General features: G+C 68.2%; 20 protein-coding genes. 6 read left to right on the top strand and 14 right to left on the bottom strand.

Annotated features, from left to right (window positions below):
• The gene (gene purD / locus AC3A5Z_RS03690) at window positions 1-1,263 is read left to right on the top strand and encodes a phosphoribosylamine--glycine ligase (protein WP_487518030.1); all 1,263 of its coding nucleotides are present in this window, start codon (window positions 1-3) and stop codon (window positions 1,261-1,263) included.
• Here purD and AC3A5Z_RS03685 read toward each other — a convergent pair.
• A complete protein-coding gene (locus tag AC3A5Z_RS03685; protein ID WP_487518029.1) occupies window positions 1,260-2,753 on the bottom strand; it encodes a pyruvate kinase in 1,494 nt (497 codons plus the stop codon). The genes purD and AC3A5Z_RS03685 overlap by 4 nt on opposite strands.
• Before the next feature lie 162 nt (window positions 2,754-2,915).
• On the opposite strand from AC3A5Z_RS03685, the gene AC3A5Z_RS03680 reads away from it, so the two are divergent.
• Window positions 2,916-4,175, top strand: a complete 1,260-nt coding sequence (locus tag AC3A5Z_RS03680) for an aspartate kinase (RefSeq protein WP_487518028.1) — start codon at window positions 2,916-2,918, stop codon at window positions 4,173-4,175.
• Between the two features lie 23 nt (window positions 4,176-4,198).
• The gene (ptsP, locus tag AC3A5Z_RS03675; RefSeq protein WP_487518027.1) at window positions 4,199-6,442 is read left to right on the top strand and encodes a phosphoenolpyruvate--protein phosphotransferase; all 2,244 of its coding nucleotides are present in this window, start codon (window positions 4,199-4,201) and stop codon (window positions 6,440-6,442) included.
• Window positions 6,443-6,541: 99 nt separating this feature from the next.
• Here the strand turns inward: ptsP and AC3A5Z_RS03670 are convergent, their stop codons facing one another.
• Together AC3A5Z_RS03670 and AC3A5Z_RS03665 are read right to left on the bottom strand one after the other, a co-directional pair.
• A complete protein-coding gene (locus AC3A5Z_RS03670) occupies window positions 6,542-7,303 on the bottom strand; it encodes an EcsC family protein (RefSeq protein WP_487518026.1) in 762 nt (253 codons plus the stop codon).
• Between the two features lie 38 nt (window positions 7,304-7,341).
• Window positions 7,342-7,830: a GNAT family N-acetyltransferase gene (locus AC3A5Z_RS03665; RefSeq protein WP_107663741.1), complete on the bottom strand. Its 489-nt coding sequence runs from the start codon at window positions 7,828-7,830 to the stop codon at window positions 7,342-7,344.
• Window positions 7,831-7,909: 79 nt separating this feature from the next.
• On the opposite strand from AC3A5Z_RS03665, the gene AC3A5Z_RS03660 reads away from it, so the two are divergent.
• The 3 genes from AC3A5Z_RS03660 to AC3A5Z_RS03650 all read left to right on the top strand — a co-directional run bounded on the left by AC3A5Z_RS03660 (window position 7,910) and on the right by AC3A5Z_RS03650 (window position 10,044).
• Window positions 7,910-8,494 (top strand): flavin reductase family protein, encoded by a 585-nt coding sequence (locus AC3A5Z_RS03660; protein WP_487518025.1) that lies wholly within the window; start codon window positions 7,910-7,912, stop codon window positions 8,492-8,494.
• Window positions 8,495-8,633: 139 nt separating this feature from the next.
• Complete coding sequence (locus tag AC3A5Z_RS03655) at window positions 8,634-9,506, top strand: S-methyl-5'-thioadenosine phosphorylase (RefSeq protein ID WP_487518024.1); 873 nt, start codon at window positions 8,634-8,636, stop codon at window positions 9,504-9,506.
• Window positions 9,507-9,510: 4 nt separating this feature from the next.
• A complete protein-coding gene (locus tag AC3A5Z_RS03650; protein ID WP_487518023.1) occupies window positions 9,511-10,044 on the top strand; it encodes an adenine phosphoribosyltransferase in 534 nt (177 codons plus the stop codon).
• Between the two features lie 143 nt (window positions 10,045-10,187).
• Here the strand turns inward: AC3A5Z_RS03650 and AC3A5Z_RS03645 are convergent, their stop codons facing one another.
• From AC3A5Z_RS03645 to coxB, 11 genes are all read right to left on the bottom strand, one after another.
• Window positions 10,188-11,597 carry an FAD-binding oxidoreductase gene (locus AC3A5Z_RS03645; protein WP_487518022.1) on the bottom strand — a complete coding sequence of 470 codons (1,410 nt, stop codon included), beginning with the start codon at window positions 11,595-11,597 and terminating at the stop codon, window positions 10,188-10,190.
• Window positions 11,598-11,644: 47 nt separating this feature from the next.
• Complete coding sequence (locus AC3A5Z_RS03640; protein WP_487518021.1) at window positions 11,645-12,466, bottom strand: MBL fold metallo-hydrolase; 822 nt, start codon at window positions 12,464-12,466, stop codon at window positions 11,645-11,647.
• A gap of 96 nt (window positions 12,467-12,562) precedes the next feature.
• Window positions 12,563-13,147, bottom strand: coding sequence for a GNAT family N-acetyltransferase (locus AC3A5Z_RS03635; RefSeq protein WP_136791152.1), 585 nt, complete (start codon window positions 13,145-13,147; stop codon window positions 12,563-12,565).
• Window positions 13,147-14,406, bottom strand: a complete 1,260-nt coding sequence (locus AC3A5Z_RS03630) for a M16 family metallopeptidase (RefSeq protein ID WP_487518020.1) — start codon at window positions 14,404-14,406, stop codon at window positions 13,147-13,149. The genes AC3A5Z_RS03635 and AC3A5Z_RS03630 overlap by 1 nt, the downstream gene beginning before the upstream one ends.
• Window positions 14,403-15,788 (bottom strand): threonine synthase, encoded by a 1,386-nt coding sequence (gene thrC / locus AC3A5Z_RS03625; protein ID WP_487518019.1) that lies wholly within the window; start codon window positions 15,786-15,788, stop codon window positions 14,403-14,405. Before thrC ends, AC3A5Z_RS03630 begins: the two co-directional genes overlap by 4 nt.
• A 14-nt stretch (window positions 15,789-15,802) precedes the next feature.
• On the bottom strand, window positions 15,803-16,471 hold the full coding sequence (locus AC3A5Z_RS03620; protein ID WP_487518018.1) for an SURF1 family protein: 669 nt from the start codon (window positions 16,469-16,471) through the stop codon (window positions 15,803-15,805).
• Window positions 16,472-16,573: 102 nt separating this feature from the next.
• Window positions 16,574-17,374: a cytochrome c oxidase subunit 3 gene (locus tag AC3A5Z_RS03615; RefSeq protein ID WP_487518017.1), complete on the bottom strand. Its 801-nt coding sequence runs from the start codon at window positions 17,372-17,374 to the stop codon at window positions 16,574-16,576.
• Window positions 17,375-17,441: 67 nt separating this feature from the next.
• Window positions 17,442-18,017 (bottom strand): cytochrome c oxidase assembly protein, encoded by a 576-nt coding sequence (locus AC3A5Z_RS03610; RefSeq protein ID WP_487518016.1) that lies wholly within the window; start codon window positions 18,015-18,017, stop codon window positions 17,442-17,444.
• Window positions 18,014-18,208, bottom strand: a complete 195-nt coding sequence (locus AC3A5Z_RS03605) for a hypothetical protein (protein ID WP_487518015.1) — start codon at window positions 18,206-18,208, stop codon at window positions 18,014-18,016. The genes AC3A5Z_RS03610 and AC3A5Z_RS03605 overlap by 4 nt, the downstream gene beginning before the upstream one ends.
• 1 nt (window position 18,209) lies before the next feature.
• A complete protein-coding gene (gene cyoE / locus AC3A5Z_RS03600; RefSeq protein ID WP_487518014.1) occupies window positions 18,210-19,142 on the bottom strand; it encodes a heme o synthase in 933 nt (310 codons plus the stop codon).
• 84 nt (window positions 19,143-19,226) lie between these two features.
• Window positions 19,227-20,171: a cytochrome c oxidase subunit II gene (gene coxB, locus AC3A5Z_RS03595; RefSeq protein ID WP_487518013.1), complete on the bottom strand. Its 945-nt coding sequence runs from the start codon at window positions 20,169-20,171 to the stop codon at window positions 19,227-19,229.
• Window positions 20,172-20,256 lie beyond the last annotated feature (85 nt).

Raw genomic sequence — 20,256 nt, 5'->3', positions numbered from 1 at the left:
ATGAACATTCTGATCCTTGGCAGCGGCGGGCGCGAACACAGCCTCGCCTGGGCGATCAAGCAGAACCCGAAATGCGACCGGCTGATCGTCGCCCCCGGCAATGCGGGCATCGCCCAGCTGGCCGAATGCGCCGATCTCGACATTCTGGACGGCGCCGCCGTGGTGGCGTTCTGCGAGGCCAACGCGGTCGATTTCGTCGTGGTAGGCCCCGAGGCGCCTCTGGCGGCGGGCGTCGCCGACATGACGCGGGCGGCGGGCCTTCTGACCTTCGGGCCTTCAGCCGAGGCGGCGCAGCTCGAGGCGTCGAAGCGCTTCACCAAGGAGGTCTGCGACGCCTGCAACGCGCCGACCGCCGCCTGGGCGCGGTTCGACGAGGCGGAGCCGGCGAAGGACTACATCCGGGCGCAGGGCGCGCCCATCGTGGTGAAGGCCGACGGGCTGGCGGCGGGCAAGGGCGTGATCGTCGCCATGACCGAGGCCGAGGCGCTGGCGGCGATCGACGACATGTTCGGCGGCGAATTCGGCGCGGCCGGGGCCGAGGTGGTGATCGAGGAGTTCATGGCGGGCGAGGAAGCGAGCTTCTTCGTGCTGACCGATGGCGAGACGGTGCTGCCCATCGGCACGGCGCAGGACCACAAGCGCGCCTTCGACGGCGACGAGGGGCCGAACACCGGCGGCATGGGCGCCTATTGCCCGGCGCCGGTGCTGACCACGGCGATCCAGCGGCAGGCGCTGGACGAGATCGTGAAGCCGACCGTGGCCGAGATGACCCGGCGCGGCATGCCCTATCGGGGCGTGCTCTATGCCGGGCTGATGATCGAGAACGGGCGGGCGCGGCTGGTGGAATACAACGCCCGCTTCGGCGACCCGGAGTGCCAGGTGATGATGATGCGGCTCGGCGCGCAGGCGCTGGACCTGCTTCTGGCCTGCGCCGAGGGGCGGCTGGCCGAGGCGCAGGTGAGCTGGGCCACCGACCATGCGCTGACCGTGGTGATGGCAGCCAAGGGCTATCCCGGCAGCTATGCCAAGGGATCGACGATCGGCGGGCTGGAGACGCTGCCGGAAACGAGCTCGCAGATGGTGTTCCACGCGGGCACCGCCGAGCGCGACGGCAAGATCGTGGCCAATGGCGGGCGGGTCCTGAACGTGACCGCGCGCGGCGCCACGCTGGCCGAGGCGCGCGAGCGGGCCTATGCGATGGTGGAGGCGATCGACTGGCCCGAAGGCTTCTGCCGCAAGGACATCGGCTGGCGGGCGCTTTAGGCGCCCTCGCCCCAGACCCGGAGCGGGCCGAGCCGGTCGGATTTCTTGGCGTGGTGCCGGTCCATCCGGCCGAGGATGCCGCGCAGGAAGCCGACGGCGGCCACGACATGCGGGCCCTTGTTCAGCATGACGCAGTCGGCGCGCTGGCTCATGGCGGCGTCGGTCACCTCGGCGCGGCTGGCCTGACCTTCCTTCACCATGCCCTCGAGCACCTGCGTCGCCCAGACCACCGGCACCTGCGCCGCCTCGCAGAGCCAGAGGATCTCCTCCTGGATTTCCGACAGCCGGTCGAAGCCGATCTCCACCGCCAGATCGCCGCGCGCGATCATCACCGCGACCGGCAGCACGCCGCCCGCCTCGACGATCAGCTCGGGCAGGTTGCGCAGGCCGAGCGGGGTCTCGATCTTCAGCAGCACCGCAGGCAGGGCACGGCCCGGCACCGCGCGGGCCTGCATGGCGGCGATCAGGTCGCGCACGTCCTGCGGCGTCTGCACGAAGGAGAAGGCGACGAGATCGGCATGGGGCACCACGAAATCCAGCGCCGCGAGATCGGCGGGGGTGAGTGCCGCGACGCGCAGATTGGCGCCGGGCAGGTTCACGCCCTTTTCCGGCTTCAGCTTGGCGCCCTTGGTGGGCGCGTGGATCACCTCGAGCACGGCATGATCCGGGGCGACCAGCCGCACCTTGGCGCGGATCTTGCCGTCGTCAACAGAGACCTCGGACCCCGGTTGCAGCGCCGCCCGCAGCGCGGGATGGCTGAGCGTGGCGCAGGCCATGCCCTTGGGCCCGGTCTCCAGCCGGTCGACGAAGGCGAAGCGGTCGCCGGGGAAAAAGCGGCGCTTCTGCTTGTCGCTGATCTCCTGGATGCGGAACTTCGGCCCGCCGAGATCCATCGACACCGGAATGTGCCGTTCCGGCGCCGCAGCGCGGATATGGGCGATCATCGCCGCCCAGGCCTCGGGGTCGTCATGGGCGCAGTTGATGCGGAAAGCATCCGCGCCCTCGGCCAGCAGCGCGCGGGTCAGATCGGGGTCGGTGGCGGCCTCGGTGGGCAGGGTCACCATGATCCGGGTCTGCGGGCCCTCGTCGCGCGCCCCGAAGAGCGCGTCGCGCCGCTCGGTCAGACAGCCCTGCTCGCGCGTGAAGCTGTCGGCATCGGGAAAGCTCGCCGCCTCGCCCGCGATGGTGGCAAGCGCCGCGATCACCGCGTCGAGCGAGGGGCGCACATGGCCGTCGAGCCGCCCGAGCGTCGAGAGGCCGAGACGGCTGAGATCGGCCTGCAGCGGAGTCAGGTCGGCCTCGCGCAGCGCCAGCCAGTCGGCCATGTTGCAGACCGAGCCGAGGAAGGCCTGCCGCTGCAACCGGGGCGCCCAGCGGGCCATGCGGGCATCGGAGCGTGCCAGAAGATCCGCCCTGAGCGCGGTCAGCTCCGCCAGCAGGCGGCGCGCGACCTCGAGCGGCCCGGTCTCTGTCGAAAGCCCATCCGTCATCGACCCATCCATCACTCTTCCCCCGAACCTGTCACATTGTCCCGCTAGCAGCGCTCTGCGACAGGGATGTGTCAGACGCCTGCGGTCTGTCGCCTCTTGCCCTTCCCCCCTGCCCCGCATAAGAACCGCGGCAAATCCGGGGTCCGGCAGCAGGGGTTCGCCATGCCGCTTCTAGTCATGAAATTCGGCGGCACGTCAGTTGCCGATCTCGCCCGCATCCAAAATGCGGCGCAGAAGGTGAAACGCGAGGTCGAGCGCGGCTATGACGTGATCGTCATCGTCTCGGCGATGTCCGGCAAGACCAACGAGCTGGTCGGCTGGGTCGAGCAGACCTCGCCCCTGTTCGATGCGCGCGAATATGACGCGGTGGTGTCGTCGGGCGAGAACGTCACGGCGGGGCTGATGGCGCTGACGCTGCAGGAGATGGACGTGCCGGCACGCAGCTGGCAAGGTTGGCAGGTGCCGATCCAGACCACCTCGGCGCATTCCGCCGCCCGCTTCCTGTCGATCCCGCGCGAGAACATCGACGCGAAATTCACCGAAGGCTTCAAGGTTGCCGTGGTCGCGGGCTTCCAGGGCGTGAGCCCTGAGGGCCGGATCACCACGCTGGGCCGCGGCGGGTCGGACACCACCGCCGTCGCCTTCGCCGCCGCCTTCGGAGCCGAGCGCTGCGACATCTACACCGATGTGGACGGCGTCTACACCACCGATCCGCGCATCACCGCCAAGGCGCGCAAGCTCGAGAAGATCGCCTACGAGGAGATGCTGGAGCTGGCCTCGCTGGGCGCGAAGGTGCTGCAGACTCGCTCGGTCGAGCTGGCGATGCGCTACAAGGTCCGGCTGCGGGTGCTGTCCTCCTTCGAGGATACGGACGAGACTTCGGGAACTCTGGTTTGCGACGAGGATGAAATCATGGAATCGAAAGTGGTCTCTGGCGTCGCCTATTCGCGCGACGAGGCGAAGATGACGCTGGTCACCGTCGAGGACCGGCCCGGCGTCGCCGCGGCGATCTTCGGCCCGCTGGCCGAGGCGGGCGTGAACGTCGACATGATCGTGCAGAACATCTCGGAGAAGGATCTGGGCGGTCGCACGATGAACGTGACCGACATGACCTTCTCCTGCCCGGTCAATCAGGTGGCCCGCGCCCGCAAGGCGCTGGAGGATGCCAAGGTCTCGGGCTCGATCATGTATGACGAGCTGGTGACCGATACCGACGTGGCCAAGGTCTCGGTCGTGGGCATCGGCATGCGCAGCCATGCGGGCGTCGCCGCGACCATGTTCAAGGCACTGGCGACGGACAACGTGAACATCAAGGTCATCGCAACCTCCGAGATCAAGATTTCGGTGCTGATCGACCGGAAATATATGGAACTCGCGGTGCAGGCGCTCCATGATGCCTTCGCACTCGAAACGGCACAATAAGGCCGAACCACGCCCGGGGGGACATGCCCGAACGCAGCGAAAGCGAAAGCCGCAAGCTTCTCAAGCGGTTGCGTGACAGTCTTGCCGTGCCCGGCAAGGGGCAGGACAGGCTTGACCGGATCACCAGCCTGATCGCGGACTCGATGGGGACCGAGGTCTGCTCGATCTACCTGTTCCGCGACCGCGAAACGCTGGAGCTTTGCGCCACCGAAGGGCTCAACCCCGACGCCGTGCACAAGACGCGGCTGAAGCTCGGCGAGGGTCTGGTGGGCCGCGTGGCCCGGACGGCGACGCCGGTCAATACCGGCAATGCCCCGGCCGAGCGCGGCTTCCGCTTCATGCCCGAAACCGGGGAAGAGATCTATTCCGCCTTCCTCGGCGTACCGATCCAGCGGGTCGGCGAGAAGCTGGGCGTTCTGGTGGTGCAGTCGCGCACCCAGCGCGAATATTCCGATGACGAGATCTACGCCCTCGAGGTCGTGGCCATGGTGCTGGCCGAGATGACCGAACTCGGCGCCTTCATCGGCGAGGGCGAGGCGCTGTCGGCCAAGCATACCCAGCCGGTGCTGTTCCGCGGCAGCACGGGCCAGGAGGGCGCGGCGGAGGGCAATGTCTGGCTGCACGAGGCCCGGGTCGTGGTGACCAACCCGGTGGCCGACGATCCGGTGGCCGAGACCGAACGCATCCGCGCGGCGGTGCTGCAGCTGCGCGTCTCGGTCGATGACCTCCTGTCGGCGGCGAGCCTCGACAAGGAGCAGAAGCAGGTGCTGGAGGCCTACCGGATGTTCGCCCATTCGCGCGGCTGGCTGCGGCGGATGGAGGAGGACATCGGCGCCGGCCTCTCAGCCGAGGCGGCGGTGCAGAAGGAGCAGTCGGCGGCGCGCGCCCGGATGGAGCAGGTGCCCGACGCCTATCTGCGCGACCGGCTGCACGATCTCGACGATCTCTCGCACCGGCTGCTGCGCATCCTGACCGGACAGGGCAAGGATACCGGCGCCGCCATGCCGGAAAACCCGGTGCTGGTGGCGCGCAACATCGGCCCGGCGGAACTGCTGGACTATGGCCGCAAGCTGCGCGGCGTGGTGCTGGAGGAAGGCTCGGTCGGCAGCCATGCCGCCGTCGTCGCCCGGGCGCTGGCGATCCCGCTGGTGATCCATGCCGAGCGCATCACCACCGAGGCGCTGAACGGCGATCACATTATGGTCGACGGCGATCAGGGCATCGTCCACCTGCGCCCCGAGGCCACCGTCGCCGCCGCCTTCCGCGACAAGATCGCCATGCAGGCCAAGGCGCAGGAACGCTACGCCTCGCTGCGCGGCCTGCCGGCGCAGTCGCGGGACGGCGCGGTGGTGAAGCTGCAGATGAACGCGGGCCTGATGGCCGATCTGCCCTCGCTGGAGAGCTCCGGCGCCGAGGGGGTCGGGCTGTTCCGCACCGAGCTGCAGTTCCTGATCCGCAACCAGATGCCCAAGCGCGACGAGCTGGCGCGGCTCTATGCCCGGGTGATGGACGCGGCGCAGGGCCACAAGGTGGTTTTCCGCACGCTGGACATCGGCTCGGACAAGGTCTTGCCTTACATGAAGCCGCAGGACGAGCCGAACCCGGCGATGGGCTGGCGGGCAATCCGGGTCGGGCTGGACAAGCCGGGGGTGCTGCGGATGCAACTGCAGGCGCTGCTCCGCGCCAGCAACGGGCGCGACCTGACGGTGATGTTCCCCTTCATCTCGGAGCAGCACGAATTCGCCTCGGCCCGCAGCCATCTGCTGCGCGAGGTCCACCGCGAGCGCAGCCTCGGCCATCCGGTGCCGAAGGACCTGAAGATCGGCGCCATGCTGGAGACGCCGAGCCTCGCCTTCGCGCCGAGGAGCTTCTTCGAGACGACGGATTTCATCTCGATCGGCGGCAATGACCTGAAGCAGTTCTTCTTCGCCGCCGACCGCGAGAACGAGCGGGTGCGGCGGCGCTATGACGTGCTCAACGTCAGCTTCCTGAACCTGATCGAGCAGATCATCCAACGCTGCGCCGAGACGGACACGCCGCTGTCCTTCTGCGGCGAGGATGCGGGGCGCCCCATCGAGGCGCTGTGCTTCGCCGCGCTCGGCATCCGCACCCTGTCGATGCGCCCCGCCTCGATCGGCCCGGTGAAGGCGCTGCTGCGCCGGGTGGACCTGACCGCGGCCCGCCGGGTGATCGACGCGGCGCGGGCGGAAGGGGCGGAGACGGTGCGGCCGGCGGTGCTGGACTGGCTGGCGACGCAGGTCGACTGAGCGCGGGAAGCAAAATTTCTGCGAAATTTTGCGGGGGGCTGTCTGCCCCCCGCCGCCTGATGGCGGCTCCCCCCGAGGATATTTTCGGACAGAAAATCGTCAGCGGTTCAGTCTGGGCGGGGCGACGGCATCCTGGAAGGCAATGAGCACCTGCGGCGCGCCGTGGGTCTGGGACAGGCGCAGCAGGGCGAAGCGGATCTCGGCGATCTCGCGGTAGTAGCTGAGATAGGCGGCGTTCAGGGTGGCGCCGGCCACCGCGCCGAGGATCGGCACGGCTTGGGCCATCAGCTTCTGGCCGAAGGCGGCAGCCAGTTTCGGCACCACCGAGGCGATGACCTTCTGCATGGCGCTGCCGCTGAGGGCGATCCGCGCGCCGATGAAGCTGGAGTTCACCCCGTCATCTTGGCTGAGCGGGCCGCCGGCCGAGAAGACGCGCAGGCATTCCACCCGGATCGCCGGATCGTCGGGATCGAAGCCCTCGGCCTCGGCGGCGCGGCGGATGGCGTGAAGGATGAGGGTGATGGTGACCGGCAGTTCGGCGATGGAGGTGGCGATGCCGCCTGCTCCGCCCGCGGCCCCGGTGAGCGCGGCCAGCGCCGGGGCGGACCGCGGCCCGAGCGGGGCGGCCCGCCCTGCCCCGGCGATGCGATGGCCCTGTTCTAGCGCGCGGCGGATCGCGAGCTCGATCTGGCGCTGCACGGGTGCCGGCAACATGGTCATGCGGTGCTCGACCGAGCCGCCGATGCGGTTCATCAGCGCCATCACCGGGCCGTTGGCGCGGTTGAAGCGCAGCGCCAGCGCCGCGATCTCGGGGGCGGGGTCGGTCAGCGGGGCGGGAAGCTCTGCGGCGGGCTGGGTCATGTCAGATAGGTAGGGTGGGCGGCTGCCTTCGGCAAGGATCAGCCCCGCGCCTTGGTCACCGTTCCGCGGACCCCCGCCCAGGCGCCGGCGACCAGAGGCAGGCCCAGCACGCGGTCGGGGTTGGTGGGCGGCGGCATCACCACATCCTCGAGCTTGCGGAAGCCGAAGCGGCTGTAATAGGGCGCGTCGCCCACCAGCAGCACCCGCTCCCAGCCGAGCTTCTTCGCCTCGGCGAGGCTCTCGGTGATCAGGAGCGCTCCCAGACCCTCGCCCTGCCGGGTGGGGTGGACGGCGACCGGGCCAAGGAGCAGCACGTCCTCGCCGCCGACCTCGGCCGGCCAGTAGCGGATCGCAGCGGCCAGCGTGCCGTCGGCGTCGCGCAGCACGGCGCAGAGATCGGAGACCGTGGGCACCCCGTCGCGCAACCGGTAGGAGGACAGCGCCGTGCGACCCGGTGCGAAGCACAGGTCGTAGAGCGCCTCGACCTCCCACCAGTCGGCCTCGGTTTCCTCTTCCAGACGGTACAAGGCCTCTCCCTCGGGGCGGAATCTGCTGGAAACGCCCGTAACACGCGGGCACAACAGGTTCAAACCGGAAAGGACCCGCATGTTCTATCGTCCCGAGGAAGGCCACGGCCTGCCGCACAACCCGTTCAACGCCATCGTGACGCCGCGGCCGATCGGCTGGATCTCCACCCGGGGGCCCGAGGGCGACAATCTGGCGCCCTATTCCTTCTTCAACGCGGTGGCCTATGTGCCGCCGCAGGTGATGTTCGCCTCGACCGGGGCGAAGGATTCGCTCGCGGCGCTGCGGGCGAGCGGGGTGTTTTGCGTGAACATCGTCGAGGCGGCGGCGGTGGATGCGATGAACGCCACCTCGGCGGCGCTGCCGCGCGGGACCGACGAGTTCCTGCATGCCGGGATCGCCAAGGCGGATTGCGCGACCATCGACTGCCCGCGGGTCGAGGGGGCCCCGGCGGCGCTGGAATGCCGGGTGACCGAGGTGATCGCGCTGAAGGGGCGGGACAATTTCCTGATCATCGGCGAGGTGACGGGGGTGCATCTGCGCGACGACTGTCTTGTCGACGGGCGGTTCGAGGTCACGCGCTTCTCGCCGCTGTCGCGGCTCGGTTACCGCGACTACGCGGTGGTGCGCGAGACCTTCGAGCTGACGCGGCCGGGCGAGAAGTAGCCCCCTGCCCCCGCGCCCTGCCGCAAGGAAGGGCAGCGGCAGGGCCGGAACCATTTACCGCACCCGGAGGCACCGCTATCCGCTTTCCCTCGGCCCGCCCTGCCCCTAGTCTCACGCGCGGCAAGCAACGGGGGCAGGCATGCAAACCATGATCGGGGTCGTCGGCGGTTCGGGGGTCTATGACATCGACGGGCTGGAAGAGGCCCGCTGGACGAGGGTCGAGACACCCTGGGGCGCGCCCTCGGACGAGATCCTGGTGGGGCGGCTCGGCGGGATGCCGATCGCCTTCCTGCCGCGGCACGGGCGGGGGCATGTGCACAGCCCGACCACCGTGCCCTACCGCGCCAACATCGACGCGCTGAAGCGGCTGGGGGTGACCGATGTCGTCTCGGTCTCGGCCTGCGGGTCATTCCGCGAGGAGATGGCGCCGGGCGATTTCGTCATCGTCGACCAGTTCATCGATCGCAGCTTCGCGCGGGAGAAATCCTTCTTCGGCACCGGCTGTGTCGCGCATGTCTCGCTGGCCCATCCGACCTGCCCGCGGCTGTCGGCGGTCTGCGCCGATGCGGCGCGGGCGACGGGGGTGAAGGTGCATATGGGCGGCACCTATCTCTGCATGGAGGGGCCGCAGTTCTCGACGCTGGCGGAATCGCTGATGTATCGCAGCTGGGGCTGCGATGTGATCGGCATGACCAACATGCCCGAGGCCAAGCTCGCCCGCGAGGCGGAGCTTTGCTATGCCTCGGTGGCGATGGTCACCGATTACGACAGCTGGCATCCGCATCACGGCGAGGTGGACATCACTGCGATCATCGCCACGCTCGGTGCCAATGCGAGCCATGCCCGCACGCTGGTCGCCGGGCTGCCGCAGCGGCTGGAGGCCGAGCGCGCGCCCTGCCCGCATGGCTGCGACCGGGCGCTGGATTTCGCGATCATGACCGCGCCGGACAAGCGCGATCCCGCCCTGCTGGCGAAACTCGACGCGGTCGCGGGCCGCGTGCTGAAGGGCTGAGACCATGACCAAGACCGTGAAGGACTATATCCGCACCATCGTGGACTTCCCGCATGAAGGGATCCTGTTCCGCGACGTGACCACGCTGTTCGCCGATCCGCGCGGCTTCCGCATGGCGATCGACCAGCTGCTGACGCCCTATACCGGGCTGCGGATCGACCGGGTGGCGGGGCTGGAGGCGCGGGGCTTCATCTTGGGCGGGGCGGTGGCGCATCAGCTGTCGACCGGCTTCGTGCCGATCCGCAAGAAGGGCAAGCTGCCGGGGGCGGTGATCTCGCAGGCCTATCAGCTGGAATATGGCGAGGCCGTGGTCGAAGTGCATGACGACGCGCTGCAGCCGGGCGAGAAGGTGCTGCTGGTCGATGACCTGCTGGCGACGGGCGGCACGGCGGAGGCGGGGATCAGGTTGATCGAGGCGCTGGGGGCCGAGGTGATCGGCTGCGCCTTCGTGGTCGATCTGCCGGACCTCGGCGGTCGCAAGAAGCTGGAGGCGATGGGCATGGAGGTTCATGCGCTCTGCGCCTTCGAGGGTCTGTGAGGCGGGGTGCGATTAACCACGCTTTAAGCGAATCGATCTACTCCTGAGCCTACCGGGTGATCCGGTCGCTGCTTGCAAGACACGTGACCTCTACCCCACCCAAGCCCCGCCGGTTCACCCCGGCGGGGCAATCCGTTTCGGGGTCAGCGCAGCACGGCGCCGGGGTTCATGATGCCATGCGGGTCGAGCGCCGCCTTGATCGCCCGCATCGCCGCCAGCTTCGCCGGATCGCCGTAGCGTTCCAGTTCCGCCACCTTCAGCCGCCCGATGCCGTGCTCGGCGCTGACCGAGCCGCCCATCGCATCGACCATGTCATGCACCAGCCGCGTGCCCGCCGCGCGCAGGGCGTCGTAGTCGCCCCGCTTGCGCCCCCGCGCCGGGTAGAGGTTGTAATGCAGGTTGCCGTCGCCCAGATGGCCGAAGCAGTTGATCCGCCAGTCGGCCATGCCCGCCAGCGCCGCCCCGGCCTCAGCGATGAAGCGCGGCAACTCGCTCAGCGGCAGCGAGATGTCGTGGCTCGCCACCGCGCCGACCAGCCTGTTCGCCTCGGGGATCGACTCGCGGATCGTCCAGAACTCGGTCCGCTGCGCCTCGGATTGCGCCACGAGACCGTCGCTTACCAGCCCCGCCGCGTGGCCCGCCAGGAACAGCGCCTCCAGCGCCTCGGCGGGGTCGAGGGCCTGCGGCAGGCCGATGTCGATCAGCACCAGCCACTCCGGCGGATCGGCGAAGGGCTGGCGCACCTGCGGCATGGTCTCGGCAAGAAAGTCGAGGCCGGAGCGGTGGATCAGCTCAAACCCCGAGACGAGGCCCGCGAGCCTGCTTTGCGCCAGCCCCAGAAGGTCCAGCGCCGCAGCGGGCGAGGCGACGGCGAGCAGCGCCGTGCCATTGGCCGCCGGGCGCGGCATCAGCTTCAGGCTGGCGGCGGTGATGACGCCCAGCGTGCCTTCGGCCCCGATGAGCAGGCCGCGCAGGTCGTAGCCGGTGTTGTCCTTCCTGAGCCGCTTCAGCCCGTGGAAGATCGACCCGTCCGGCAGCACCGCCTCCAGCCCCAGACAGAGATCGCGGGCGTTGCCATAGCGCAGCACCGCCGTGCCGCCCGCATTGGTCGAGAGATTGCCGCCGATCCGTGCCGAGCCCTCGGAGGCGAGCGACAGCGGGAAGAGCCGGTCCGCCGCCAGCGCCGCCGCATGGATGTCGGCAAGGATCATCCCGGCCTCGACCAGCATGGTGTTCTCCGACGGGAAGACCCCGCGCAGCCGGTTCATCTTCTCGAGCGACAGGAGCAGGGGCAGCGGCCCCTCAGGCATCACCTGCCCTGCCACGAGCCCCGTGCCGCCGCCCCATGGCACCACCCCCACCCGCGCTGCCGCGCAGGCGCGGATGATGGTCGCCACCTCCTCGGTGCTGCGCGGCAGGGCCACCGGACCGGGCTGACCGGGATAGCGGCCTCGCGGCTCGGTCAGATGACGGGCCTCGGCGGAGGTCAGGCGGCCATCGGGCAGCTCTGCGGCAAGGCGGGACAGGAAATCGCTATCGGCGGGATTGAGCATCAGGCACCTCTCCCGCCCTGCTTAGCAAGGCCAAGGCGCGGGGGCCATTACGGAATCCAGTCGGGCTGCAGCACCATGATCGTCGGGCGCGAGGGCAGGCCCGCCAGCGACAGCTCGATATCCGGCTGTTCCAGCCGCACCACGTCGAACTCCGCTTCCATCTCCGACAGGAAGATCTCCAGCGAGCGGCCCGAGAACCAGTGCATCGGCAGCACCACCGAAGAGCGCAGCCGCCGCACCACCTTCTCCATCGTCTCGAGGTTCACGGTATAGCCGCCGTCCACCGGCACCATCAGCACATCCATCCGCCCCAGCGCCGCATATTGCGCGGCATCGGGCTCGTGGTGCAGATGGCCGAGATGGCCGATGCAGAGGCCCGCCACCTCGAAGACGAAGATAGAATTGCCGTTCGGGCGCACCCCGTCGCCGAAGCGGTCGCGCACATCGGTCGGCACGTTGCGCACCAGCATCTCGCCCAGATCGACCGCATGGTCGGCGGCGCTGCCATCCTCGGCCCAGCCGCGCAGCACGTTGGGAATGCGCGGGTCGGGAAGGTCGGTCCAATGGGTCGAATGGGCGTTGTTCATCGTCACCACATCGGGGACCAGATCGCCGACGCCGAGAAAGCCGGTGTAATCCGTCACCGCGCTCAGCCCGCCCGGCGTCTCGATCAGGAAGGAGGCGTGGTTCAGGTAGCGGATGCGCACCCGGTCCTCTTCCAGCGGATCGCCATAGGCAGCGTGGTGCAGCACCTCGAGCCCCGGCGCCTCGGCCAGGGCGATGCAATGGCTCGGAATGCGGTCCTGCGCGGCGGCAGGCGCGGCGGCGGGCAAGGCGAGGGCGAGACAGGGCAGGACGTAACGCAGCATGGGCGGCTCCTCCGAAAAGAAGCCTAGCATCCTCGCGGCGCGGCGGGGGTCACAGCCGCGTGGGTCAATGTCGCGGCAGTTTGCGAAGGGCGCGGGTCAGCCGACGTCGGTGCGCCCGCGCCGGTCGCTGCGCAGGTTGGAATAGAGCACATGGTTGCGCCAGCGGCCCGCGATCTGCAGGTAGCTCTGCGCCACGCCCTCGTATTTGAAGCCGCATTTCTCCAGCACCCCGCGCGAGGCGGCGTTCTCGGGCAGGCAGGCGGCCTCGACCCGGCTGAGGTCCATCACGCTGAAGGCGTGATGCGTCACCGCCTGGATCGCCTCGCGCATGTAGCCGTGGCGGACATGCGGCTGGCCCATCCAGTAGCCGAGCGTTCCGGCCTGCGCCGGGCCGCGCCGGATGTTGTCGAGCGTGATCGCACCCAAGAGCACCTGATCGTCGCGTCGGATCAGCAGCAGAGGCAGCGCCGTGCCCTGCACATGGGCGCGCGCTGCCCAATAAACCCGGTTGGTGAAGGCCTTGCGCGACAGATGGTCGGGCGCCCAGACAGGCTCCCACGGGGTAAGAAAGGCGGCGCTGCCGGCCCTGAGATCGGCCCAGTCGCGGAAGTCGCTGTGCTGCGGCAGCCGCAGCGTCATGCGCTCGGTCTCGAGCCTGACCTTGCGACGCAGGCCCAGCATCAGGCGGCCAGCCCCTCGCGGATCGTCTCGAGGTCGGGCGCGTTGGCCACCGGGCCGTAAAGCGCCAGCGCCGTGCGGGCCTGCGCCATCTCCTCGGCATAGGCACGCACGCCAAAGGTGGTCACCGCGTCGATCTTGGCGACCGCCTCGTCGACATCCGGCACGCGGCCCCAGATCGCCAGCAGGCGCGCCAGACGCTCGGCACGGCTGGAGGGGCTTTCCAGCCCCATCAGCAGCCCGGCCTTCAGCTGCGCCCGCGCCCGGTTCACCTCGGCCTCCGACATGTCGCCGGTGGCCCGCTTCAGCTCGTCGATGGTCAGATGGGTCAGCGCGCCGATCTCCTCCGCCGAAGTGCCGGCGTAGATGGTGATCTGGCCGGTGTCCTCATAGGCGCCCGACTGGGCGAAGATCGAATAGCACAGCCCCCGCTCCTCGCGGATCTTCTGGAACAGCCGCGAGGACATGCCGCCGCCCATCGCCGTCGCATAGACCTGCGCGGTGTAGACATCGGGTGCGCGGTAGTTCGGCGATTCGAAGGCCAGAGCGAAATGCACCTGCTCCAGCTCCTTCACCTCGCGCTTCTCGCCGCCGAGGAAGGAGGCCGGTTGCAGCAGCGACTTGCCCACCGGCTTCAGATGGCCGAAGAGCTCGGTCGCCCGCGCGAGGATCGCGTCGTGGTCCACCCCACCCGCCGCGGCGAGGATCATCTGGTCGGGACCGTAATGCTCGGCCACGAAGCGGGTCAGGTCGTCGCGCGAGAAGCCCGCCACCCGTTCCTCCGGCCCGAGGATGGTGCGGCCGAAGGGCTGGTCGGGGTAGGACACCTCCTGCAGCCAGTCGAAGATGATGTCGTCGGGCGTATCCAGCGCCTGCCCGATCTCCTGCAGGATCACGTGGCGCTCGACCTCGATCTCCTTCTTGTCGAAGACCGGGTTCAGCACGATGTCGGCGATCACGTCGAGCGCGAGGCCCACGTCATTCTCCAGCACGCGGGCGTAATAGGCGGTCATCTCGCGCGAGGTATAGGCGTTGATGTAGCCGCCCACATCCTCGATCTCCTCGGCGATGCGGAGCGCGGTGCGCTTCTTCGTGCCCTTGAAGGCCATGTGTTCGAGGAAATGCGCGATGCCGTTCTGCTCGGCCCGCTCATGCCGCCCGCCGGCGGTGACCCAGATGCCGATCGAGGCGGATTTCAGCCCCGGCATGTTCTCGGTGACGATGCGGAATCCATTCGGCAGGGTGTCGAGGCGAAGCGTCAACGGCCGGTCCTTTCGCGGATGAGGGCCTCGATGGCCCCGAGATCGTTGCCGATGCGCGTGACGCGCTCGGGCCGGTCGAAGAGATCGGCCATGCGCGGCGGCAGTGCGGGGCGGCTGCCCATCGCCTGCTCCACGGCATCGGGGAATTTCGCCGGATGCGCCGTTGCCAGCGTGATCATCGGCGTGGTTCCGAGATAGTCAGCCGCCACCTTCACCGCAACGGCGGAATGCGGGCATAGCACCTCGCCGCTGGTGGCATAGGTCGCGCGGATCGTGGCCGTGGTCTCCTCTTCCGAGCAGCGGCCGGAGGCGAAGGTCTCGCGCAGCATGCCGAGCGCGCCCTGGCTGATGCGGAAGCCGCCCTGCTTCAGCTCGGTCATCAGCTGCTGCACGGCATTGCCGTCGCGGCCGTAGGCATCGAACAGCGCCCGCTCGAAATTGGAGGACACCTGAATGTCCATCGACGGGCTGATCGAGGGTTTCACACCGTCCTTGGTGTAGTCGCCCGAGCTGAGCGCGCGGTGCAGGATGTCGTTCTGGTTGGTGGCCACGACCAGCCGCTCGATCGGCAGGCCCATCTGCCGGGCGATATAGCCGGCGAAGACATCGCCGAAATTGCCGGTCGGGACGGTGAAGCTGACCGGGCGGTGCGGCGCGCCGAGGCTGACGGCGGAGGAGAAGTAATAGACCACCTGCGCCAGCACCCGCGCCCAGTTGATCGAGTTCACCCCGGCCAGCCCCACCGCATCGCGGAAGGCGAAGTCGTTGAACATGTCCTTCACCAACGCCTGACAGTCGTCGAAGTCGCCATCCACCGCCAGCGCATGCACGTTCGGCTCCGAGGGCGTGGTCATCTGGCGGCGCTGCACGTCCGACACCCGGCCATGCGGGAAGAGGATCACCACATCGACGCCGGTCAGGCCCCGGAAGGCCTCGATCGCCGCCGAGCCGGTATCGCCCGAGGTGGCGCCGACGATGGTCACATGCTTGCCCGACCGCGCCAGAGAGGCCTGGAACAGCTGGCCGATCAGCTGCATGGCGAAGTCCTTGAAGGCCAGCGTCGGGCCGTGGAACAGCTCCAAGAGGAAGTGGTTGGCCTCCAGTTGCACCAGCGGCGCGCGGGCGGCATGGCCGAAACCGGCATAGGCCTGGGCGATCAGGCGGCGGAACTCGTCGTCGGTGAAGGCGTCGCCGATGAAGGGGCGCATGACGCGGAAGGCCACATCCTCGTAGGAGAGGCCGGCCAGCGCCGCGATCTCGGCCTCCGGCATTACCGGGATCTCGCTCGGCACATAGAGCCCGCCATCGCGCGCCAGCCCGGTCATCATCGCTTCGTCAAAGCCCAGCACCGGGGCGGCGCCACGAGTCGAGATATACTGCATCAGCCTTGCCTTCGTTATGTCCGACGCCTGATACGCCACAGGAATAGCAGTGTCATCCCCACCCAGCCGAATGCCAGCGAAAACCACGTCACCGCATAGCCGAGGTGGTCGTTCGGGATGCCCGCACTGTCCACCGGCAGCGGGTCGATGCCATCTCCCGTCGGGCTGCGGGCAACGACCAGCACCGGCTCTGTCTCCAGCGCCTCGGCCATGGCGGGCACGTCGCGGGCGAACCAGAGGCCGCTTTTCGGATCGGGCGCGGGGGTGAAGCTGTCGACCTCGGCGGGCCAGTGCAGGTTGCCGATGATCTCGGCGGCGAGGGCCTCGCGCGGCAGGCCGCGCATCTCCTGCGGCAGGAACCCGCGGTCCACCATGATCCGTCGCCCGGTCTCGGTGACGAAGGCCTGCACCACCCGGTAGCCCGCGCCGATCTCCTTGCGCGAGGTCAGCACGTCGATATGGGCCGTGGTAAACTCCCCCTTCACCGTCACCGGCAGGAAGCGATCGCGCTCGGGGTCGAGCGGGTTGGGCAGCGCCACCGGCGCCGCGCCGATCCGGGCCTCGATATCGGCGAGGATCGCTTCCTTCCATTGCAGCCTCTGCACCTGCCAGAGCCCGAGCGAGACGAGAATCGCCGCGCCGATCAGGCCGAACAGCAGGGGAAGGAGGAAACGGCGGTTCATGGGAAATTCCATCAAAGAAAAAGCGCGCGCCAGATCTGGCCCGCGCTTGATAATACCCTGAGCCCTGCCGGTCCAGCCCGACCGGCAGGTCACGGTTCGGTCTTACTGACCCCAGACGTAGATCGAGGCGAAGAGGAACAGCCAGACCACGTCGACGAAGTGCCAGTACCAGGCAGCAGCCTCGAAGCCGATGTGCTTTTCCTGGGTGAAGTGGCCCTTGTAGACGCGGATCAGGCAGACGGCGAGGAAGATGGTGCCGATCACGACGTGGAAGCCGTGGAAGCCGGTCGCCATGAAGAAGTTCGCGCCATAGATGTTGCCGGCGAAGCCGAAGGCGGCGTGGCTGTATTCATAGGCCTGGAAGAAGGTGAAGATCACGCCGAGGCCGATGGCCAGCATCAGCCCGTGCTTCAGATCCTTGCGGTTGTTCTCGTGCACCAGCGCATGGTGCGCCCAGGTCGCGGCGGCGCCCGAGCAGAGCAGGATCAGCGTGTTGATCAGCGGCAGGTGCCACGGGTCGAAGGTGGCGATGCCTTCCGGGGGGAAGACGCCGTCGATGCGCGGGCTGTCCGGACCCATCGGGTAGAGCGCGTGCTTGAAGAAGCTCCAGAACCAGGCCGCGAAGAACATCACTTCAGACATGATGAACATGATGAAGCCGTAGCGCAGGCCGATCCGCACCACAGGGGTATGATCGCCGACGAGGCTTTCGGTGATCACATCCGACCACCAGGCGAACATGACGTAGAGCACCAGCGCGAAGCCGATGAGCCCCATCCACGGCCCGGAGCCATGCATCCACAGCACCGCGCCGTAGAACATGATGAAAGCCCCGACTGCGCCGAGGAACGGCCAGATCGAAGGCGGCAGGATGTGGTAGTCGTGGTTCTTGGCGTGGGCCATGGTCCGTTCCCTCGGTTCTTGGCGGTGTTTGGGCCTGTGGTCGTCCGGCTGTCCGGCGATGCCGGTTTCAGTTCACGTCGGTGGCAGGGGTCGTGGCGAGCGCCGCCTGTTCGGCGGGCAGCTCGGTTTCATGGAAAGTGTAGGACAGCGTGATGTGCTTGACGTATTTCGCCTCGCGATCGTCGACGATCTCGGGATCGACATAGAAGGTCACCGGCATCTGCACCCGCTCGCCGGGCTGGAGCACCTGCTGCTGGAAGCAGAAGCAGTCGATCTTGGTGAAGAACCCCCCGGCCTGATCCGGCGTGACGTTGTAGCTGGCCGTGCCCGCCACGACGCGGTCGGTCGGGTTGTAGGCCTCGTAGAACGCGAGCCCTGTCTCGCCGATCTTCAGCTCCATCTCGCGGACGACGGGCTTGAACTCCCACGGCATCCCCGCCTCGCGCGAGCCGTCGAAGCGGATGGTGATGGTCTTGTCCAGCACGGTCTCCGAAGCCTCGGCGGCGACGGCGGTGGTGCCGGCATAGCCCGTGACCCGGCAGAACCAGTCGTAGAACGGCACGGCGGCGAAGGAGAGCGACAGCATGACGACGGCGACACCGGCCAGCTGCGCAGCGGTCTTCTTCTGCGGCGAAAGGCTCATTGCGCGGCCTCCTGCGGCGGCACCAGTTCGGGGCGCACGACATGGTCGAAGCCCTGCACCTGCCCGACCTGGGTCACCTTCACCACCGTCAGCCCGAAGACCAGAACGATGAAGGCCACCAGCGTCAGGCCCAGCCCGACATTGCGCGACAGCCGACGCTTGTAGATTTCATGCTGCGGGGGAAATGCCATGTCACCAGCCTCCAAGACCGTAGGGCTTCAGGGCCGCCTCGGCGAGGATCGCCCCGAAATGCAGGAAGAGGTAGTAGAGCGAGAAGCGGAACACCTTCTTCTCGACGAGATAGGCGTCGGCCTCGGCCTGAACCTCATCCCGCCGCCAGATCCGCCATGCGCCCCAGAGGAAGATCGCGTTCAGCACCAGCGCCGTCGCCAGATAGATCGGCCCGCCGACCCCGGTGAAGGCGCCACCGACGGCGACCGGCGCCAAGAGCAGCGTGTAGACCAGCACATGCTTGCGGGTCGACTTGCGGCCATGGGTCACGGTCAGCATCGGCACGCCGGCGTTGGAATAGTCTTCCTTCATGAACAGCGCCAGCGCCCAGAAATGCGGCGGGGTCCACATGAAGATCAGCGCGAACATGAAGGCGGATTCGATCGAGACGCTGCCGGTCGCCACGGCCCAGCCGATCATCGGAGGGAAGGCACCCGCAGCACCGCCGATGACGATGTTCTGCGGCGTCGAGCGCTTCAGCCACATCGAATAGACGACCGCGTAGAAGAAGATGGTGAAGGCCAGAAGCCCCGCTGCCAGCAGGTTCGAGGCGAGCCCCAGCATCACCACCGCGATGCCCGAGAGCGCCAGACCGAGGCCGAGCGCCTCGCCGGGCTGGACGCGGCCCGAGGGGATCGGGCGTTTGCGGGTGCGCCGCATCACCGCGTCGATATCGGCGTCCCACCACATGTTCAGTGCGCCGGAGGCCCCTGCCCCGAGCGCGATGAACAGGATGCCCGCCACCGCGACCACCGGATGCACCGAGACCGGCGCCACGAGAATGCCCACAAGCGCCGTGAACACGACAAGCGACATCACCCGCGGCTTCAGCAGGGCGACGTAATCGCCAAAGCCCGCCTCGTTCGGCTGTTCGATGGCGTTGAAGTCGGTCATGCACTCAGTCTCCTCGTGAAGCGCAACAGGCCGGGCACGCCTGCAACAGCAGGGCGGCCCGGATGTTCCTGAAGGCCCGTGTCCTTATTCGACCACCGGGGTGGCCGTCGGCAGAGCCGACAGTTTCGTGTCCGCCGGCAGGGCCGACAGCTCGACGTTGCCGCCCTTGGCCTGCTCCAGCCACTGGGCATAGGCGGCTTCCGACACGACCTTCACGGTGATCGGCATGTAGGCATGCGCCTGACCGCAGAGTTCCGAGCACTGGCCGAAGTAGATGCCTTCGCGGTCGGCGCTGAACCACAGTTCCGCCAGACGACCCGGGACGCCATCCTGCTTCACGCCGAAGGCCGGGATCGTCCAGGAGTGGATCACGTCGGCGCCGGTGACCTGAACCACGATGGTCTTGCCGACCGGCACGACGACGGCGGTGTCGGTGGCCAGCAGGAATTCGTCACGGGTGTAGCCCGCCGCGATCAGCTGCTGCTCGACCTCGGGGGTCATGCGGTTGTCGCCGCCCGTCGCCGGAGCGCCGATCATGTTGCTGTCGAAGGCCAGCGTCTCGCCGTCGGCGGTCTGCTCGTCGACATATTCGTAGCCCCAGTACCACTGGTAGCCGGTCGCCTTGATGGTGACGTCGGCAGTCGGGATCTCCTGCTGGCGGAACAGCACCGGCAGCGAGTAGGCGCCGATGACCACGAGGATCACGATCGGAACCACCGTCCAGGCGATCTCGAGCGGCGAGTTGTGGGTGAACTTCGCCGGGATCAGGTTCTTCTTCTCGTGGAAGCGCCAGGCCGAATAGAGCAGCAGGGCGGTCACGAAGATGGTGATGATCGTGATGATGATCAGCAGGAAGTTGTCCAGCCCGTGGATATCCGCGGCCAGCCGGGTGGCGGCAGGCTGGAAGCCCATCTCGCCATCCACCGGACGCCCCACGATCTCCAGCGTCTGCTGCGCCCAGGCAGCGCCGCCAGACATGAGGGCAGCCGCCGAGAGGGCAAGGCCGGAGAAGAAGGTGAATATCCGCATGTCCAATTCCCGTACGAAGACGCAGCTTTCGTGCCGCTTGTCCGACTGCCCGGCGCTCGGGCAGAATCCCGTTGTTTCTGGAAAC

The organism is Cereibacter sp. Soil_C_27, assembly GCF_057657095.1.
This window is presented reverse-complemented; position numbering and strand designations above follow the sequence as displayed.

Coding starts and splice junctions, on each gene's coding strand:
- purD (WP_487518030.1), top strand. CDS start 1: ATGAACATTCTGATCCTTGGCAGCGGCGGGCGCGAACACAGCCTCGCC.
- AC3A5Z_RS03685 (WP_487518029.1), bottom strand. CDS start 2,753: ATGACGGATGGGCTTTCGACAGAGACCGGGCCGCTCGAGGTCGCGCGC.
- AC3A5Z_RS03680 (WP_487518028.1), top strand. CDS start 2,916: ATGCCGCTTCTAGTCATGAAATTCGGCGGCACGTCAGTTGCCGATCTC.
- ptsP (WP_487518027.1), top strand. CDS start 4,199: ATGCCCGAACGCAGCGAAAGCGAAAGCCGCAAGCTTCTCAAGCGGTTG.
- AC3A5Z_RS03670 (WP_487518026.1), bottom strand. CDS start 7,303: ATGACCCAGCCCGCCGCAGAGCTTCCCGCCCCGCTGACCGACCCCGCC.
- AC3A5Z_RS03660 (WP_487518025.1), top strand. CDS start 7,910: ATGTTCTATCGTCCCGAGGAAGGCCACGGCCTGCCGCACAACCCGTTC.
- AC3A5Z_RS03655 (WP_487518024.1), top strand. CDS start 8,634: ATGCAAACCATGATCGGGGTCGTCGGCGGTTCGGGGGTCTATGACATC.
- AC3A5Z_RS03650 (WP_487518023.1), top strand. CDS start 9,511: ATGACCAAGACCGTGAAGGACTATATCCGCACCATCGTGGACTTCCCG.
- AC3A5Z_RS03645 (WP_487518022.1), bottom strand. CDS start 11,597: ATGCTCAATCCCGCCGATAGCGATTTCCTGTCCCGCCTTGCCGCAGAG.
- AC3A5Z_RS03640 (WP_487518021.1), bottom strand. CDS start 12,466: ATGCTGCGTTACGTCCTGCCCTGTCTCGCCCTCGCCTTGCCCGCCGCC.
- AC3A5Z_RS03635 (WP_136791152.1), bottom strand. CDS start 13,147: ATGCTGGGCCTGCGTCGCAAGGTCAGGCTCGAGACCGAGCGCATGACG.
- thrC (WP_487518019.1), bottom strand. CDS start 15,788: ATGCAGTATATCTCGACTCGTGGCGCCGCCCCGGTGCTGGGCTTTGAC.
- AC3A5Z_RS03620 (WP_487518018.1), bottom strand. CDS start 16,471: ATGAACCGCCGTTTCCTCCTTCCCCTGCTGTTCGGCCTGATCGGCGCG.
- AC3A5Z_RS03615 (WP_487518017.1), bottom strand. CDS start 17,374: ATGGCCCACGCCAAGAACCACGACTACCACATCCTGCCGCCTTCGATC.
- AC3A5Z_RS03610 (WP_487518016.1), bottom strand. CDS start 18,017: ATGAGCCTTTCGCCGCAGAAGAAGACCGCTGCGCAGCTGGCCGGTGTC.
- AC3A5Z_RS03605 (WP_487518015.1), bottom strand. CDS start 18,208: ATGGCATTTCCCCCGCAGCATGAAATCTACAAGCGTCGGCTGTCGCGC.
- cyoE (WP_487518014.1), bottom strand. CDS start 19,142: ATGACCGACTTCAACGCCATCGAACAGCCGAACGAGGCGGGCTTTGGC.
- coxB (WP_487518013.1), bottom strand. CDS start 20,171: ATGCGGATATTCACCTTCTTCTCCGGCCTTGCCCTCTCGGCGGCTGCC.